General features: G+C 56.9%; 18 protein-coding genes. 14 read left to right on the plus strand and 4 right to left on the minus strand.

The genetic code is table 11. The features are described from left to right. Positions 1–115 precede the first annotated feature (115 nt). Positions 116–694 (plus strand): nucleotide exchange factor GrpE, encoded by a 579-nt coding sequence (gene grpE / locus C1N56_RS04850; protein WP_031279366.1) that lies wholly within the window; start codon positions 116–118, stop codon positions 692–694. 45 nt (positions 695–739) lie between these two features. On the opposite strand, the gene ung is transcribed toward grpE, so the two are convergent. Beyond that, positions 740–1,417: a uracil-DNA glycosylase gene (ung, locus tag C1N56_RS04855; RefSeq protein ID WP_058775636.1), complete on the minus strand. Its 678-nt coding sequence runs from the start codon at positions 1,415–1,417 to the stop codon at positions 740–742. A 263-nt stretch (positions 1,418–1,680) separates the two neighbouring features. Between ung and grcA the strand changes: the two genes are divergently transcribed. Next, complete coding sequence (gene grcA, locus C1N56_RS04860) at positions 1,681–2,064, plus strand: autonomous glycyl radical cofactor GrcA (RefSeq protein ID WP_021506514.1); 384 nt, start codon at positions 1,681–1,683, stop codon at positions 2,062–2,064. Positions 2,065–2,250: 186 nt separating this feature from the next. Here the strand turns inward: grcA and srmB are convergent, their stop codons facing one another. Next, positions 2,251–3,579 carry an ATP-dependent RNA helicase SrmB gene (gene srmB, locus C1N56_RS04865; RefSeq protein ID WP_021506515.1) on the minus strand — a complete coding sequence of 443 codons (1,329 nt, stop codon included), beginning with the start codon at positions 3,577–3,579 and terminating at the stop codon, positions 2,251–2,253. Positions 3,580–3,716: 137 nt separating this feature from the next. Here srmB and C1N56_RS04870 point away from each other — a divergent pair, with 137 nt between their 5' ends. Continuing rightward, positions 3,717–4,466, plus strand: coding sequence for a tRNA(1)(Val) (adenine(37)-N(6))-methyltransferase TrmN (locus C1N56_RS04870; protein WP_394517189.1), 750 nt, complete (start codon positions 3,717–3,719; stop codon positions 4,464–4,466). On the opposite strand, the gene nadB is transcribed toward C1N56_RS04870, so the two are convergent. Further along, the gene (gene nadB / locus C1N56_RS04875) at positions 4,463–6,070 is read right to left on the minus strand and encodes an L-aspartate oxidase (protein WP_394517453.1); all 1,608 of its coding nucleotides are present in this window, start codon (positions 6,068–6,070) and stop codon (positions 4,463–4,465) included. The genes C1N56_RS04870 and nadB overlap by 4 nt on opposite strands. 442 nt (positions 6,071–6,512) lie before the next feature. Between nadB and rpoE the strand changes: the two genes are divergently transcribed. The 11 genes from rpoE to acpS all read left to right on the plus strand — a co-directional run bounded on the left by rpoE (position 6,513) and on the right by acpS (position 15,854). Beyond that, positions 6,513–7,091: an RNA polymerase sigma factor RpoE gene (gene rpoE, locus C1N56_RS04880; RefSeq protein WP_010617748.1), complete on the plus strand. Its 579-nt coding sequence runs from the start codon at positions 6,513–6,515 to the stop codon at positions 7,089–7,091. Between the two features lie 27 nt (positions 7,092–7,118). Beyond that, positions 7,119–7,775: an anti-sigma-E factor RseA gene (rseA, locus tag C1N56_RS04885; RefSeq protein WP_394517190.1), complete on the plus strand. Its 657-nt coding sequence runs from the start codon at positions 7,119–7,121 to the stop codon at positions 7,773–7,775. Continuing rightward, entirely contained in the window at positions 7,775–8,731 is a 957-nt protein-coding gene (gene rseB, locus C1N56_RS04890; RefSeq protein WP_394517191.1) for a sigma-E factor regulatory protein RseB, read from the plus strand. The genes rseA and rseB overlap by 1 nt, the downstream gene beginning before the upstream one ends. Further along, positions 8,728–9,192, plus strand: coding sequence for a SoxR-reducing system protein RseC (rseC, locus tag C1N56_RS04895; protein WP_394517192.1), 465 nt, complete (start codon positions 8,728–8,730; stop codon positions 9,190–9,192). Before rseB ends, rseC begins: the two co-directional genes overlap by 4 nt. Positions 9,193–9,410: 218 nt before the next feature. Continuing rightward, positions 9,411–11,210, plus strand: coding sequence for a translation elongation factor 4 (gene lepA / locus C1N56_RS04900; protein WP_031279376.1), 1,800 nt, complete (start codon positions 9,411–9,413; stop codon positions 11,208–11,210). 9 nt (positions 11,211–11,219) lie between these two features. Continuing rightward, entirely contained in the window at positions 11,220–12,191 is a 972-nt protein-coding gene (gene lepB / locus C1N56_RS04905; RefSeq protein WP_394517193.1) for a signal peptidase I, read from the plus strand. Between the two features lie 118 nt (positions 12,192–12,309). Next, positions 12,310–12,990 (plus strand): ribonuclease III, encoded by a 681-nt coding sequence (gene rnc / locus C1N56_RS04910; protein ID WP_021506523.1) that lies wholly within the window; start codon positions 12,310–12,312, stop codon positions 12,988–12,990. Positions 12,991–13,038: 48 nt separating this feature from the next. Beyond that, complete coding sequence (era, locus tag C1N56_RS04915) at positions 13,039–13,941, plus strand: GTPase Era (RefSeq protein ID WP_058758278.1); 903 nt, start codon at positions 13,039–13,041, stop codon at positions 13,939–13,941. A 3-nt stretch (positions 13,942–13,944) separates the two neighbouring features. Next, on the plus strand, positions 13,945–14,682 hold the full coding sequence (recO, locus tag C1N56_RS04920; protein ID WP_021506525.1) for a DNA repair protein RecO: 738 nt from the start codon (positions 13,945–13,947) through the stop codon (positions 14,680–14,682). A 60-nt stretch (positions 14,683–14,742) separates the two neighbouring features. Then, positions 14,743–15,474 (plus strand): pyridoxine 5'-phosphate synthase, encoded by a 732-nt coding sequence (pdxJ, locus tag C1N56_RS04925; RefSeq protein WP_021506526.1) that lies wholly within the window; start codon positions 14,743–14,745, stop codon positions 15,472–15,474. Next, entirely contained in the window at positions 15,474–15,854 is a 381-nt protein-coding gene (gene acpS, locus C1N56_RS04930; protein WP_010617758.1) for a holo-ACP synthase, read from the plus strand. The genes pdxJ and acpS overlap by 1 nt, the downstream gene beginning before the upstream one ends. Here acpS and C1N56_RS04935 read toward each other — a convergent pair. Then, entirely contained in the window at positions 15,851–16,099 is a 249-nt protein-coding gene (locus tag C1N56_RS04935) for a YfhL family 4Fe-4S dicluster ferredoxin (RefSeq protein ID WP_010617759.1), read from the minus strand. The two genes, acpS and C1N56_RS04935, sit on opposite strands and share 4 nt — an antisense overlap. Positions 16,100–16,416 lie beyond the last annotated feature (317 nt).

Genomic DNA, 16,416 nt, shown 5'->3' on the forward strand with positions numbered 1-16,416 from the left:
GTGTTCCTCATAAGCCAAAACGGCCAGGCAATGTGATGGGTTCACTTGAAACCGTCAAACTGATCCCCATAATAAGCCAACCAGCGAGATGAATGTGCAAAACGCGGAGAAATTCATGAGTAGTAAAGAACAGAACACCCCAAACGAGCAAGTCTCAGACGAAATTCAACAGGAACAACAGCAGCCGGAAGCGGAGACAGCAACTGAGGTGGATCCGCGTGATGAGCGTATCGCCCAGCTGGAAGCGGAATTAGCGCAGGCGCAGGGTGGCGTGCGTGACGCCCAGCTGCGCGCGCAGGCTGAGATTGAAAACATCCGTCGCCGCGCCGAAATGGACGTGGAAAAAGCGCACAAGTTTGCGCTGGAAAAGTTTGCCAACGAACTGCTGCCGGTGATTGATAGTCTGGAGCGCGCGCTGGAAGTGGCGGATAAAGAGAACACCGAGTTGGCTTCGATGATTGAAGGCATCGAGCTGACGCTGAAATCACTGCTGGGTGCGGTGCGCAAGTTCGGCGTGGAAGTGGTGGGCGAAACTAATGTGCCGTTCAACCCGGATGTGCATCAGGCGATGTCGATGATGGAGTCTGAAGAAGTGGCGCCAAACCACGTGCTAATGGTAATGCAGCGCGGTTACACCCTCAACGGTCGCCTGCTGCGTCCGGCGATGGTTGCGGTATCGAAAGCCAAAGGCTAAGCCGCTCCCGTGCAACAACGGCCGCTGATGCGGCCGTTTTTGTTTTCAGGGCAGCACCGGCGTCCAGTCGATGGGCGTCTGGCCAGCCTGGCTCAGCAGCGCATTGGCTTTGGAAAAATGCTGACAGCCAAAAAAGCCGCGATGTGCCGATAGCGGCGAAGGATGCGGTGCTTTCAATACGTGATGACGCTGCGCATCAATGATGCTGCCTTTCTTCTGTGCGTGCGATCCCCACAGCAGGAAAATCACCCCTTCGCGATGGGTGTTGATGGCGCTGATCACGTTGTCGGTGAAGGTTTCCCAGCCGAAACGCGCGTGCGAATGCGCTTTGCCGGCTTCCACGGTTAACACCGTATTCAGCAGCAGCACACCCTGTTTCGCCCAGCTTTCAAGAAAGCCGTGCTGCGGGCGCTGAAAGCCAGGAATGTCCTGTTCCAGCTCTTTGTACATATTCAGCAGCGACGGCGGAATGGCCACGCCCGGCAGGACCGAGAACGCCAGGCCATGCGCCTGATTCGGGCCGTGGTACGGATCCTGCCCGAGGATCACCACTTTAATATCGCCCAGTTCGGTGAGACGGAACGCGTTGAACACGTCCTTTTGCGGCGGATAGACCGTCACGCCCGCCGCACGCTCTTCGGCTACCGCTTTCAGCGTTTCCACGAAGTAAGGTTTTTCTTTCTCTTCAGCCAGCACATCGTGCCAGGTCAGCTTCTCAGCCATCATTGACTCCCTGCAAATTGATGTCTTTAGCTTAGCGTGTCCGGCGGGGCAGCAGAAGGGTAAAAATAAGTTGAACAATTACAGAAAAAGTTAATGATAAAAATTATTATAAATCAATTTATTAGAGTGGGGGCAAAAATTCTGGCCGGACGAAATTGATACAGGTCAAAACGAGCCGGTCAGCGCGGTGATATACCAGAGCGTCACATAACCCGAAGAACCGCGCTGTGCTCCTGACGCAGCGCTAAGCCCTGGAGGCCTCTATGATTACCGGTATTCAAATTACTCAGGCACAAAATCCGCAGCTGCTGAATTCGTTCTGGCTGCTGGACAATGAGAAAGCCGAAGCCCGCTGCCTGTGCGCAAAAGGCGATTTCACGGAAGATCAGGTTGTTGCAGTCAGCGACCTTGGCGAGATTGCTTACCGTGAAATTCCACTGGAGCAGAAACCGCAGGTGCGCGTTGAAGGCGGTCAGCACCTCAACGTTAACGTGCTGCGCCGTGAAACGCTGGAAGATGCGGTGAAGCATCCGGAAAAATATCCGCAGCTGACCATTCGCGTGTCGGGCTATGCGGTGCGCTTTAACGCGCTTACGCCAGAACAGCAGCGTGACGTTATCACCCGTACCTTTACCGAAAGCCTGTAATTGATCGGCTGACGAAAACGCATACAGCAATACAAGCCGCGCCGGTGCTTACTGGCGCGGCTTTTTTTATTTCCTGAAGAGAGGAGAGGGCCGACTGAGGGATTTTACGCCGCGAAACTGCGATTTCAGCAGGCCAGAAAGCAAAAAATCGCCTCAGGGAGGCGATTTAATTGCCGCGATGCTGTTTTATTCCGCACCGCTCTCCGGTGTGCTGCTGCCGCTTGGCTTGCGGCGTTTACCGATATTTTTAGTATCGCGGTGACGTTTCTTCACGCGCGGTTTCTCTTCTTCTTTCGCTTTCTTCTCTTTGCGCTTCTCAAGCGCCTTTTTCGACGGTTTACCGGTGACTTTAGCACTCGGTGCACGCGTTTCCGGACGCAGCTCATCGATTACGCGCGATTTCAGTGGCTCGTTGACGTAGCGGCTGATTTTACCCAGCAGCGGATGGTCATGTGCCTCTACCAGCGAGATCGCGGTACCTTTGCGTCCGGCGCGGCCGGTACGGCCAATGCGGTGCAGATAAACATCGGCGGTGCGCGGTAAGTCATAGTTGATGACGTGGGTGACGTTATCAATGTCGATACCGCGCGCGGCGACATCGGTCGCGACCAGCACGTTAACGCGACCGTCATTCAGGCGTTTGATCGCTTCGTTACGGTTAGCCTGTACCATTTCGCCTTCGAGGTAGCTGCTGCGCAGGCCGGCTTCGTGCATCCAGGTCACCAGCTCATGCAGGCGCTCACGTTTGCGCACGAACACGATGGCGCGCTTCACTTCCGGCTGCTTAAGCAGATGCACCAGCAGTTTGGTTTTGTGCTCAAGGTTGTCGGCGCGGTAATACCACTGCTGAATCTTTTTGCGCTCGCTTTTGCTTGGATCGGCTTCAATCGCTACCGGATCGTTCAGCAGGCGCTCGGCGAAATCTTTGATGTTGTCGCCTTCCAGCGTGGCCGAGAACAGCAGCGTCTGTTTGCGCCAGCGCGTTTCACCGGCAATGGTCTCGATATCCTGCGCAAAGCCCATGTCCAGCATGCGGTCGGCTTCGTCCAGAATCAGCGTTTCTACCGCGCGGCAGTCAAAGTTCTCTTCTTTGATGTACTGCAGCAGACGGCCGGTGGTCGCGACCACGATGTCCTGATTTTCACTGAACACTTCCGCGTGGTTCATATAGGCCACGCCGCCGGTGATGGTGGCGATATCGAGATGGGTATGTTTGGCCAGCTCGCGCGCCTGGTCGGCAACCTGCATCGCCAGTTCACGCGTCGGCGTGAGGATAAGAATGCGCGGCGGCCCTGATTTTTTACGCGGGAAATCGAGCAGGTGCTGTAAAGCGGGCAGCAGGTAGGCTGCGGTTTTCCCCGTTCCGGTTGGTGCCGAACCCAGAACGTCACGGCCTTCCAGCGCGGCAGGAATGGCCTCAGCCTGAATGGCAGTCGGGCGCGTGAAGCCTTTATCCTGCAGGGCTTCCAGCAGGCTTTCGTCGAGTTCGAGTTCGGAGAATGTGGTTACGGTCATGGTCTACCTCAGTTTGGGGCGCTGATTATAGACAGTTCAGCCACAATCTTCATCTGTTTGTGTTGCACAGGTGAAGGTGAATTCACTTCGCGACCACGTTACACTTCCGGCAGGAGCAAATTCAATGGTCGTTAAGTATGTCTCAGCCGCAACCGCCAGCGCGGGCGATGTTAAGAAAAGATGGGTTCACGTTTAAGCAATTTTTTGTCGCGCACGATCGCTGTGCCATGAAGGTCGGCACCGATGGGGTGCTGCTCGGCGCCTGGGCGCCGGTGGCAGGCGTACGGCGCATACTGGATATCGGCTGCGGCAGCGGTCTGATTGCGCTGATGCTGGCGCAGCGCACGCCGGATGATGTCAGGATTGATGCCGTCGAGCTGGAGCGCAGCGCCGCCGCGCAGGCGCAGGAGAACGTTGCCGCGTCGCCGTGGGCGCATCGCATCGCGGTGCATGCGCAGGACATCGTCAGCTGGAGTGAGCAGGCCGAAAAACGCTACTCGCTGATTGTCAGCAATCCGCCGTTTTTCACCCCGGGTATGGCCTCAGCCAGCGCCGAACGCGATACCGCGCGCAGCACGGCAACGCTTGATCATCCCACCCTGCTGCGCTGTGCGGCACAGCTGATTGAAGAAGAGGGGCTGTTTTGCGTGGTGCTGCCCGCGGATGCCGGCGAAAACCTGATTGCACTGGCGCGTGCCGAAGGCTGGCATCTGCGTTATCGCTATGATGTGGCACCTTACGCGCAGCGACCGCCGAACCGGCTGGTGCTGGGCTTTTCACCTGCCGCAGGCGAACTCGTGCAGGAGCGTCTCGCCATTCGTGATGAAGATAAAAGCTATTCGGCGGACTGGCTGAGCCTGGTAACCGATTTCTATCTGTTCCGCTAGGCTACCGGCTGCAGTACCGTAGGCTGTGCCTCGGGCAGCGTATGTGGGTAGTCGCGGGTGAAGTGCAGCCCGCGGCTCTCTTTGCGCGCCAGCGCACAGCGCACCATCAGCTCTGCCACCTGTACCAGATTGCGCAGCTCCAGCAGATTATTGGAGAGGCGAAAATGCGCATAGTATTCATCAATTTCCTGCTGTAGCAGCGTGATGCGACGCAGGGCGCGCTCCAGCCGCTTGGTGGTACGCACGATGCCCATGTAATCCCACATTAACAGCCGCAGCTCATGCCAGTTGTGCTGAATCACCACCCGTTCATCGGCATCGTCGACGCGGCTTTCATCCCACGCCGGCAGGTGATCGACGGCGTGCATCTGCGGCAGACGGCGCACTATATCTTCGGCCGCCGACCAGCCATACACCAGACACTCCAGCAGCGAGTTTGATGCCATGCGGTTAGCGCCGTGCAGGCCGGTGTAGCTGACCTCACCAATCGCATACAGCCCGTCGACATCGGTGCGACCATGCTGATCCACCATCACGCCGCCACAGGTGTAATGCGCGGCGGGCACAATCGGAATCGGCTGCTGTGTCAGATCGAGGCCAAACGTCAGCAGCTTGTCATAGATCATCGGAAAGTGGGCACGCACAAAGCTGGCCGGCTGATGGCTGATGTCGAGATACATGCAGTCGACGCCCAGGCGCTTCATTTCGTGATCGATAGCGCGCGCCACGATATCGCGCGGTGCCAGTTCGGCGCGCGCATCGAAATCCGGCATAAAGCGCGAACCGTCCGGGCGCAGTAGCCAGGCACCTTCGCCGCGCAGCGCTTCGGTCAGCAAAAAGTTTTGCGCCTGCGGATGAAACAGGCAGGTAGGGTGAAACTGATTGAACTCCAGATTAGCCACCCTGCAGCCGGCGCGCCACGCCATCGCGATGCCGTCGCCGGAAGCGACATCCGGATTAGTGGTGTACTGATATACCTTCGCCGCACCGCCGGTGGCCAGCACCACGCTGCGGGCGCGGCAGGTTTCAACCTGTTCGCGATTGCGATTCCAGATCCACGCGCCCACCACGCGCCGCGTTCCGGGCAGGCCAATTTTATCGGAGAGGATTAAATCCACCGCGTTGGCGCGCTCAATAACGCGAATATTGGGATTGCTGAGCGCCTGGCTGACCAGCGTGGTTTCGACCGCGCGCCCGGTGGCGTCGGCGCTGTGTAAGATACGGCGATGGCTGTGACCGCCTTCGCGCGTCAGGTGATAGCGCGCCTTGCCGTTATCCTGGGGCTCGCGATCAAACGCTACGCCGTTATCGATCAGCCACTGTACGCACGGGCGCGCATTGCTGGCGATAAAATTGACCGTCTCGCGATCGCACAGGCCTGCACCGGCAATCAGCGTATCTTCGACGTGTGATTCAATGCTGTCGTTTTCATCAAACACCGCCGCAATCCCGCCCTGTGCATACAGCGTGGAGCCTTCGCTAATCTGCGCTTTACTCAGCACCGTTACCTGATAATGCGGTGCCAGCCGCAGCGCCAGAGATAAACCGGCCGCGCCGCTGCCAACAATCAGTACATCACAGCTATGATCGGGAATGGGGTTCATGATGTTTAATTTACTAAACAAAAGGTCCCCCGAGCATAAGCCCGGACGCCGCTGGTGTGAAGTATTTTGAACAAAAAACGCGGGAAAATTCGACGCAATAATCAGATTGTAATGCGATTTCAGTAAGTTATGTCTGAAAATAAGCGATTAGTGTTTTTTATACCAAACACGCTGAAAATTCAGGGAATAAAGGTGAAAAATGCGGCGTCATAGGGTACTCTGCCAGCGATTATCGGTGCCGCCAACGACACCACCAGTGCGGTAAGTCGCTACACTGAAAGACCATCAACAACAACGATGTCAGGGCACCGGTACAGAAAATATCAGGTCGTGGTGAACTTCAGGCCAGAACGGGACTCTAAGCGCATGCTTGCTCACAATAAATGAGATGTGCTGGCAGTTCACTTACGCATAAAAGAGATTTGGGGAGACATTACCTCGGATGAGCGAGCAGTTAACGGATCAGGTTCTCGTTGAGCGGGTTCAGAAAGGAGATCAAAAGTCATTTAATTTACTGGTGATCCGATACCAGCATAAAGTGGCGAGCCTGGTTTCACGTTATGTCCCGTCAGGCGATGTGCCTGATGTGGTTCAGGAATCTTTCATTAAAGCGTATCGCGCACTGGAGTCGTTCCGGGGTGATAGCGCCTTTTACACGTGGCTGTACCGCATTGCGGTCAACACCGCGAAGAATTATCTGGTGGCTCAGGGGCGCCGGCCGCCGTCCAGCGATGTGGACGCGATTGACGCGGAAAATTTCGAAAGTGCGGGTGCGCTAAAAGAAATTTCGAACCCTGAGAACTTAATGTTGTCAGACGAACTGAAACAAATTGTTTTTCGGACGATTGAGGCGTTGCCTGAAGATCTGCGTATGGCCATCACCCTGCGGGAACTGGATGGTCTGAGTTACGAAGAGATCGCCGCCATCATGGATTGTCCGGTAGGTACCGTACGTTCACGTATCTTCCGGGCCCGGGAAGCCATTGATAATAAAGTTCAACCGCTTATCCAACGTCAGTGATAACGGCTACTGGAAGGGTACCAAAACATGCAGAAAGAAAAACTTTCCGCTTTAATGGATGGTGAAACTTTAGATAACGAGCTGCTGGCGTCGTTATCGAAGGATGCAGATCTACAAAAAAGCTGGGAGAGCTACCATCTGATCCGCGACACCCTGCGGGGCGATGTGGGCGAAGTGCTGCATTTTGATATCTCCGCACGCGTTGCTGCCGCGATCGAAAACGAGCCGGTGCGCAAAGTGACTTCGTTGATCCCGGAAGCACAGCCGGAGCCGTCGCGCTGGCAGAGAATGCCGTTCTGGCGTCGCGGTGGCGGCTGGGTTGCTCAGGTCACGCAGATCGGTGTGGCGGCCTGTGTGTCGCTGGCGGTGATCGTCGGTGTGCAGCACTACAACAGCTCACCGGCGGGCAGCGCGACGGAAACGTCGGATGCACCAGCCTTTAATACCTTACCGATGATGGGTAAAGCGTCACCGGTCAGCCTGGGCGTGCCGTCTGATGCTTTTGACACCAACAGCTCAAATCAGCAGGTGCAGGAGCAGCGTCGCCGCGTGAATGCCATGCTGCAGGATTACGAACTGCAACGCCGCCTGCATGCCGATCAGGTGCAGTTTGAAAGCAATGCGCCGCAACAGGCGCAGGCTAACGTTCCCGGAACTCAGTCGTTAGGAACTCAACAGCAGTAATGAAGCAGCTTTGGTGTGCCGTTAGCCTGCTGGCAGGCAGCCTGCTTTGGTCATCTACCGCCCCGGCGCAGACATCTGCGTCCGGGGCGTTGTTACAGCAGATGGAGCAGGCCAGCCAGAACCTCAACTACGAATTCGCCTATATCAATGTCTCGCGTCTGGGCATTGAATCCCTGCGTTACCGCCATGCGGTCATCGACAATCGCGTGTTCGCTCAGCTATTACAGATGGACGGACCGCGCCGTGAGGTGATCCAGCGCGGCAACGACATCAGCTATTTCGAACCGGGTCTCGATCCGTTCTCACTGCCGGGCAACCACATTATTGATGCGCTGCCGGCGCTGATGTTCGCTGACTTCTCGCGCCTCGGCGATGCCTACGATTTTATTCCGGTAGGGCGCTCACGCATGGCCGATCAGATGTGCGAAGTGGTGCGCATCGTGTCGCGTGACGGCACGCGCTACAGCTACGTAGTGTGGCTGGACGTCGATACCAAACTGCCGCTGCGGATTGATTTGCTGGATCGTGATGGCGAGACGCTGGAGCAGTTCCGCGTCATCAGTTTTGCCGTCGATGAAGGCGTGCGCAATCTGATGCAGGGGCTGGAAAAAGCCAATCTGCCGCCGTCGCTGTCGTTACCGGCAGGCGACAAAGTGCAGCTCAGCTGGCAGCCAGGCTGGTTACCGGCCGGCATGAAGCTGATTTCGCAAAGCCGGCGTGACATTCCGGAGATGAACAAAACCGTGGAATCCCGTTTGTACAGCGATGGCTTGTTCAGTTTCGCTATTAACATCACGCCTGCCGATAAAAGCAGTTCGCCACAGTCATTGCGCACTGGGCGTCGTACGGTGCAGACCGAAGTGCGCGATAATCGTGAAATTACCGTGGTGGGCGAATTGCCGCCGAACACCGCCAAACGTATCGCGGACAGCATAGATTCAGGTACCACAAAATGATGAGAGAATGGGCCACCGTGGTGGCGTGGGAAAAGGGCGTTGCAACCCTGCATTCGGAAGCGAAAACCTCCTGCAACAGTTGTTCAGCACGCAAAGGCTGCGGCAGCCATGCGCTCAACCAGCTGGGACCGAAAAACGCCCATGTCATGACCATCGCCAGTCCGGAGCCGCTGCAGCCGGGCCAGCGCATTGAGCTGGGCATTCGTGAAAGCAGCCTGCTCGGTTCTGCGCTGCTGGTGTATATGACGCCGCTGTTTGGTCTGTTCCTGGTCGCGGGCCTGTTCCAGATGCTGTTCCATAGCGACCTCGCGGCGGCCTGCGGTGCGCTGCTGGGGGGCGTTGGCGGCTTTATTGTTGCCAAAGGGGTTTCCAGCCGGTTTGGCGATCGCGAAGCGTTCCAGCCGGTGATTCTCAGCGTTGCGCTCCCGCCTGATGCGCTACGAGTGGAAAACCCCCGTTGATCCCCGTTCAGGCCGCGTATTGCGCGGCCTTTTCATTTCGCCTTAATCGCTGAATTCTGTTGCGATTCCCCGCAGTTCCATTCTTTAACGCGCGGCGTTAACAGTGTAATATGCGTCGTCATTAATGAGGCTGACAGGGTTCCGGGTAAAGCTTACTTGCCTGAATGTGTCTGTGCTCACGTTTTCAACTGATTTTCTACGTGAAGATATTCATATAAATGAAGCACATACGAAATTTCTCCATTATCGCTCACATTGACCACGGCAAATCAACGCTCTCTGACCGTTTGATTCAGATTTGCGGTGGCCTGAGCGATCGTGAGATGGCGGCGCAGGTTCTGGATTCGATGGATCTTGAGCGCGAGCGCGGCATCACCATTAAAGCGCAGAGCGTTACGCTCGATTACCACGCGCCAAACGGTGAAACTTACCAGCTCAATTTTATCGACACCCCAGGCCATGTTGACTTCTCTTATGAAGTTTCCCGCTCGCTGGCGGCCTGTGAAGGGGCATTGCTGGTGGTTGATGCAGGTCAGGGCGTTGAAGCGCAGACGCTGGCGAACTGCTATACCGCCATGGAAATGGATCTGGAAGTGGTACCGGTACTGAACAAGATCGACCTGCCTGCGGCTGACCCGGAGCGCGTGGCGGAAGAGATTGAAGATATCGTCGGCATCGACGCCGCGGATGCGGTGCGCTGCTCGGCGAAAACCGGCGTCGGCGTGCCGGATGTGCTGGAACGTCTGGTGCGCGACATTCCGCCGCCGGAAGGCGATCCGGAAGGCCCGCTGCAGGCGCTGATCATCGACTCATGGTTTGATAACTACCTCGGTGTGGTCTCGCTGATCCGTATCAAAAACGGCACGCTGCGCAAAGGCGATAAAGTGAAGGTAATGAGTACCGGCCAGGTGTACAACGCTGACCGTCTCGGCATTTTCACGCCAAAACAAATTGACCGTACCGAGCTGAAGTGTGGCGAGGTAGGCTGGCTGGTGTGTGCCATCAAAGACATCCTCGGCGCACCGGTGGGCGATACCCTGACGCTGCAGCGCAATCCAGCGGATAAAGCGCTACCGGGCTTTAAAAAAGTGAAGCCACAGGTGTATGCCGGTCTGTTCCCGGTAAGCTCTGACGACTACGAAGCTTTCCGTGATGCATTGGGCAAGCTGAGCCTGAACGACGCCTCACTGTTCTATGAGCCAGAGAGCTCCACCGCGCTGGGCTTTGGCTTCCGCTGTGGCTTCCTCGGCCTGCTGCACATGGAGATCATCCAGGAGCGTCTGGAGCGTGAATACGATCTCGACCTGATCACCACCGCGCCAACGGTTGTGTACGAAGTGGAAACCACTGACGGAGAAGTGGTTTACGTCGACAGCCCATCGAAGCTGCCGCCGCTGAATAATATTGCTGAACTGCGCGAACCGATCGCTGAGTGTCATATGCTGCTGCCGCAGGAGTTTCTGGGCAACGTCATTACGCTGTGTATCGAAAAACGCGGTGTGCAGACTAACATGGTTTACCACGGCAAACAGGTTGCGCTGACCTATGAGATTCCGATGGCAGAAGTGGTACTCGACTTCTTCGACCGTCTGAAATCAACGTCGCGCGGCTATGCGTCGCTGGACTATAACTTCAAACGTTTCCAGACCTCTGACATGGTGCGCGTCGACGTCCTGATTAACTCAGAACGCGTTGATGCGCTGGCGCTGATTACGCACCGTGATAACTCACAGTATCGTGGCCGCGAGCTGGTGGAGAAGATGAAAGATCTGATCCCGCGCCAGCAGTTCGATATTGCGATTCAGGCAGCAATCGGCAACCACATTATCGCTCGCTCAACAGTGAAGCAGCTGCGTAAAAACGTCCTGGCGAAATGCTATGGCGGTGACGTCAGCCGTAAGAAAAAGCTGTTGCAGAAGCAGAAAGAAGGTAAGAAGCGAATGAAGCAGGTCGGCAACGTTGAGCTGCCGCAGGAAGCATTCCTTGCCATTCTGCATGTCGGTAAAGACAGCAAATAAGGAACTTTAATGGCTAACATGTTCGCCCTGATTCTGGTGATTGCCACTCTGTTAACCGGCATCATCTGGTGTATCGATCGCTTTAAGTGGGCCCCGGCGCGCCGGGCAAAGCAGGCGGCGGCAAAGGCTCAGGCAGGTAATTCGCTCGACAGCAAAACGCTGGCCAAAGTGGCCGCGCAGCCGGGATGGGTTGAAACCGCAGCGTCGGTGTTCCCGGTGCTGGCGGTGGTATTGATCGTGCGCTCGTTTATCTTCGAACCGTTTCAGATCCCTTCTGGCTCGATGATGCCGACGCTGCTGATTGGCGACTTCATCCTGGTGGAGAAATTTGCTTACGGCATCAAAGATCCGATCACGCAAACCACGCTGATCCCGACCGGCCATCCGCAGCGCGGAGATGTCGCGGTGTTCAAATACCCGAAAGATCCGAGCGTGGATTACATCAAGCGCGTGATCGGTCTGCCGGGCGACAAAGTGGTGTTTGATCCTTACAGCAAAACGCTGACCATCAACCCAGGCTGCGGCTCGGGCAAGTGTGACACGGCGCTGCCGGTGACCTATACCAACATTGAGCCAAGCGATTTCATCCAGACCTTCAGCGGCTTTGATGGTAACGAAACCGGCAACGGTTTCTACCAGGTGCCGCAGGGCGAAACGCTGCGGGGCGGCCTGCGTCTTGGCACGCGCAAAGAGACGCTGGGCAACGTCACGCACGATATCCTGCTGGTGAACGAAGCGCAGAGCCAGGCGAGCATGTATTATCAGCAGCCGGGTCAGCCGCAGGCCACGTGGATTGTGCCGCAGGGGCAATACTTCATGATGGGCGATAACCGTGATAACAGCGCCGACAGCCGCTACTGGGGCTTTGTGCCCGAGAAGAATCTGGTCGGCAAAGCGGTTGCTATCTGGATGAGCTTTGAGAAACAGGAAGGACAGTGGCCGACCGGCGTGCGACTGAGTCGCATTGGCGGTATTCACTGATTTAAAAACGGTTGGCTTCCTGCGGGTCAGGGAGCCACTGCACACCAAACAGAACGTGCTGGAACTTCAGCCCTGTTTGGTATGCAGAGTCACAGACGCACAGAACAACTGGAATCGCATGAACCCCATCCTCATTAACAAGCTGCAGCGCAAACTGGGCTACACTTTTACTCATCCGGAATTACTGCAGCAGGCTCTGACTCACCGCAGCGCCAGCAGCAAACATAACGAGCGTCTTGAATTTCTTGGCGATTCTATCCTCAGCTATGTGATTGCCAACGCGCTGTATCACCGCTTCCCGCGCGTGGACGAAGGCGACATGAGCCGCATGCGTGCCACGCTGGTACGCGGCAACACGCTGGCCGAAATGGCGCGCGAGTTTGAGCTGGGCGAATGTCTGCGTCTGGGGCCGGGCGAGCTGAAAAGCGGCGGGTTCCGCCGGGAATCCATCCTCGCGGATACCGTAGAGGCGCTGATCGGCGGCATCTTCCTCGACAGCAACATTCAGACGGTCGAGAAGCTGATTCTCGACTGGTACCAGAATCGCCTTGAGCAGATCAGCCCGGGCGATAAGCAAAAAGATCCGAAAACGCGCCTGCAGGAGTATCTGCAGGGCCGTCATCTGCCGCTGCCGTCTTATCTGGTGGTACAGGTGCGTGGCGAAGCGCACGATCAGGAATTCACCATTCACTGTCAGGTGAGTGGGATGGCTGAACCGGTGGTGGGCGTGGGCTCGAGCCGCCGTAAAGCAGAGCAGGCCGCCGCCGAACAGGCGTTAATCAAGCTCGGCCTCGAATAAATTGTCATTTCGCAGCCTCAGCAGTGAGGCTGCCCAATCAGGACCCGAATGAGCGAACTCGAAACATACAGCGGCTTTATCGCGATTGTCGGCCGGCCTAACGTCGGCAAATCCACCTTACTGAACCAGCTGCTGGGGCAGAAGGTGTCGATCACCTCGCGCAAGCCGCAAACCACGCGCCACCGCATCATGGGTATTCATACCGAAGGCGCTTATCAGGCGATCTACGTGGATACACCCGGCCTGCACATGGAAGAGAAGCGGGCGATCAACCGCCTGATGAACCGTGCTGCCAGCAGCTCCATCGGTGACGTTGAGCTGGTAATTTTTGTGGTGGAAGGCACGCGCTGGACGCCTGACGATGAGATGGTGCTGAACAAGCTGCGTGACGGCAAAGTGCCGGTGGTGCTGGCGGTAAACAAAGTCGACAACATCCAGGATAAAAGCATCCTGCTGCCGCACCTGCAGTTCCTCAGCCAGCAGATGAACTTCCTCGAGATCGTGCCGATCTCCGCCGAAACCGGTAAAAACGTGGATGCGATTGCGGAGATCGCCCGCAAGCGCCTGCCGCTGTCGGATCACCACTTCCCGGAAGACTACATCACCGATCGCTCGCAGCGTTTCATGGCCTCAGAAATCATCCGTGAAAAACTGATGCGCTTCCTCGGTGCCGAGTTACCGTATTCGGTAACCGTGGAGATCGAGCAGTTTGTCTCTAACGAGCGCGGCGGCTATGACATCAACGGTTTAATTCTGGTCGAGCGCGAAGGGCAGAAGAAGATGGTGATTGGCAACAAAGGTGCCAAAATCAAAACCATCGGTATCGAAGCGCGTAAAGACATGGAAGAGATGTTCGAGGCGAAAGTCCATCTCGAGCTGTGGGTTAAAGTGAAATCGGGCTGGGCGGACGACGAACGTGCGCTGCGCAGCCTGGGTTATACAGACGACTAATTGATGGAAGGCTGGCAACGCGCCTTTGTGCTGCATAGTCGCCCTTACAGCGAAACCAGCCTGCTGCTCGATCTGTTCAGCGAAAGTCAGGGACGCGTCCGCGTCCTTGCCAAGGGCGCACGCTCGCGCCGTTCCCAGCTTAAAGGCGCACTGCAACCCTTTACACCGCTACTGGTGCGCTGGGGCGGCCGTGGCGAAGTCAAAACCCTGCGTAACGCCGAAGCGGTGTCGCTGGCGCTGCCGCTCAGCGGCATCACGCTCTACTGTGGCCTGTATGTTAACGAGCTGCTGTCGCGGGTGCTGGAGCAGGAAATTCCCTTCTCCGAACTGTTCTTCGATTATCTCTCATGTATCCAGACGCTGGCGGCGGCCAACGGTTCGCCCGAGCCAGCGCTGCGCCGTTTTGAGCTGGCGCTGCTGGGCCACCTGGGCTACGGCGTCGACTTTCTGCACTGCGCCGGCAGCGGCGAGGCGGTCGACGACGGTATGACCTACAGCTATCGCGAAGAGAAAGGCTTTATCGCCAGTCTGGTGGTCAATCAGCGCAGTTTCACCGGCCGCCAGCTGCGCGCGCTGTGGGAGCGCGAATTTCCCGATGCCGACACGCTGCGTGCCGCTAAACGCTTCACGCGCATGGCGCTGAAACCTTATCTGGGCGGTAAGCCGCTGAAGAGTCAGGAGCTGTTCCGTCAGTTTGTGCCGAAAAAACGACCGAACGTGGCAAACGACGAGCGCGGGTGATGCACCTGACAGGCTCTGCGCGTTACACTGCAAACATACTGAACACATTTAAGGATTGTCATGGCTGAGTTGCTGTTAGGGGTCAATATCGATCACATCGCCACCGTACGTAACGCACGTGGCACAAACTATCCCGATCCGGTACAGGCCGCGTTTGTCGCGGAGCAGGCGGGCGCAGACGGCATTACCGTGCACCTGCGTGAAGACCGCCGTCACATCACCGACCGCGACGTGCGGATTCTGCGCGACACCATTCATACCCGCATGAATCTTGAGATGGCAGTCACCGACGAAATGGTGGGCATCGCCTGCGACATCAAACCGCATTTTGTCTGCCTGGTACCGGAAAAGCGCCAGGAAGTGACCACGGAAGGCGGCCTTGATGTGGCCGGTCAGCAGGATAAAGTCAACGCGGCAGTCAAACAGTTGAGTGAGGCGGGCATTCTGGTGTCGCTGTTTATCGATGCCGATCAGCGCCAGATTGAAGCGGCGGTCGCCAGCGGTGCGCCTTACATTGAAATCCACACTGGCGCCTATGCTGAAGCAGCGGAAGGGCTGGCGCGCGATGCCGAGCTGGCGCGTATCGCCAGCGCTGCGACCTTTGCTGCCAGCCGCGGCCTGAAGGTGAATGCTGGCCACGGTCTGACGTATCACAACGTCCAGCCGATTGCTGCCCTGCCGGAAATGCATGAGCTGAACATTGGTCACGCGATTATCGGTCGTGCGCTGTTCAGCGGTCTCGCAGCGGCGGTCAGCGACATGAAAGCGCTGATGCGGGAAGCGCGCCGCTAATGGCCATTCTGGGGCTGGGCAGCGATATCGTCGAGATCGAGCGTATCGCCGGCGTAATTGAACGCTCTGGCGATCGCCTGGCGCGCCGCGTGCTGAGCGAAGCTGAGTGGCAGCAGTATCAGGCGCATCAGCAGCCGGTGCGCTTCCTCGCCAAACGTTTTGCGGTGAAAGAGGCGGCGGCAAAAGCCTTCGGCACCGGCATTCGCGGTGGTTTAGCGTTCAATCAGTTTGAAGTGTACAACGATGCGCTGGGGAAGCCTGGCCTGCGCTTCTTTGAACAGGCCAAAGTGATTGCCAGCCAGCTGGGCGTGCAGCATGTGCACGTCACGCTGGCCGACGAGCGCCACTACGCCTGCGCCACGGTGATTATCGAAGATTAAGCGTGCAGCAGCACAAATTTCTCCCACAGCGCGTCGCGACTTTCCACGTGCTGCGGGTCTGAAAGGATAGTGTTATCAATCGGGCAGACGCTCTGACAGGTCGGCTCATCATAATGACCCACGCACTCGGTGCAGCGGTCAGCGTCGATCTGATAGATCGATTCACCCATGCTAATCGCCTGGTTCGGGCACTCAGGCTCGCACATGTCGCAGTTAATGCAGCGCTCAGTAATTATCAGTGCCATGGCATAAGCTCATCAGTTGCTTGTTTTCATTGCATGTTTCTTGGTTAATTCCGCTCTCTGGCGCAAAACGCCTGCTGAAATAGCGCTTTGCAGTGTGATTGTTCAATCGATGCAGGCGTAAACCAGCGGGGCGTTCCGCTGAGCGGCACGCATATTATCACGCCGGGTGGCGTTCAAAAAATGACTTAGCGTAGTATTCGGCCGCCAGCAGAACGTGGCGACGTGGCTGCGACCAGCCGATCTGATGTCGCGCTATAGCCAGAAAACCACGCAACGGTAAGCAGAGCCGTTGCGCGGTTAGCGAAATAGTGGCGGCG

It is taken from the genome of Pantoea sp. SGAir0175 (genome assembly GCF_043547855.1).

Bases quoted from the DNA above. Each gene is read 5' to 3' on its own strand.
- grpE (WP_031279366.1), top strand. From the start codon at position 116: ATGAGTAGTAAAGAACAGAACACCCCAAACGAGCAAGTCTCAGACGAA.
- ung (WP_058775636.1), bottom strand. From the start codon at position 1,417: ATGGCTGAGAAGCTGACCTGGCACGATGTGCTGGCTGAAGAGAAAGAA.
- grcA (WP_021506514.1), top strand. From the start codon at position 1,681: ATGATTACCGGTATTCAAATTACTCAGGCACAAAATCCGCAGCTGCTG.
- srmB (WP_021506515.1), bottom strand. From the start codon at position 3,579: ATGACCGTAACCACATTCTCCGAACTCGAACTCGACGAAAGCCTGCTG.
- C1N56_RS04870 (WP_394517189.1), top strand. From the start codon at position 3,717: ATGTCTCAGCCGCAACCGCCAGCGCGGGCGATGTTAAGAAAAGATGGG.
- nadB (WP_394517453.1), bottom strand. From the start codon at position 6,070: ATGAACCCCATTCCCGATCATAGCTGTGATGTACTGATTGTTGGCAGC.
- rpoE (WP_010617748.1), top strand. From the start codon at position 6,513: ATGAGCGAGCAGTTAACGGATCAGGTTCTCGTTGAGCGGGTTCAGAAA.
- rseA (WP_394517190.1), top strand. From the start codon at position 7,119: ATGCAGAAAGAAAAACTTTCCGCTTTAATGGATGGTGAAACTTTAGAT.
- rseB (WP_394517191.1), top strand. From the start codon at position 7,775: ATGAAGCAGCTTTGGTGTGCCGTTAGCCTGCTGGCAGGCAGCCTGCTT.
- rseC (WP_394517192.1), top strand. From the start codon at position 8,728: ATGATGAGAGAATGGGCCACCGTGGTGGCGTGGGAAAAGGGCGTTGCA.
- lepA (WP_031279376.1), top strand. From the start codon at position 9,411: ATGAAGCACATACGAAATTTCTCCATTATCGCTCACATTGACCACGGC.
- lepB (WP_394517193.1), top strand. From the start codon at position 11,220: ATGGCTAACATGTTCGCCCTGATTCTGGTGATTGCCACTCTGTTAACC.
- rnc (WP_021506523.1), top strand. From the start codon at position 12,310: ATGAACCCCATCCTCATTAACAAGCTGCAGCGCAAACTGGGCTACACT.
- era (WP_058758278.1), top strand. From the start codon at position 13,039: ATGAGCGAACTCGAAACATACAGCGGCTTTATCGCGATTGTCGGCCGG.
- recO (WP_021506525.1), top strand. From the start codon at position 13,945: ATGGAAGGCTGGCAACGCGCCTTTGTGCTGCATAGTCGCCCTTACAGC.
- pdxJ (WP_021506526.1), top strand. From the start codon at position 14,743: ATGGCTGAGTTGCTGTTAGGGGTCAATATCGATCACATCGCCACCGTA.
- acpS (WP_010617758.1), top strand. From the start codon at position 15,474: ATGGCCATTCTGGGGCTGGGCAGCGATATCGTCGAGATCGAGCGTATC.
- C1N56_RS04935 (WP_010617759.1), bottom strand. From the start codon at position 16,099: ATGGCACTGATAATTACTGAGCGCTGCATTAACTGCGACATGTGCGAG.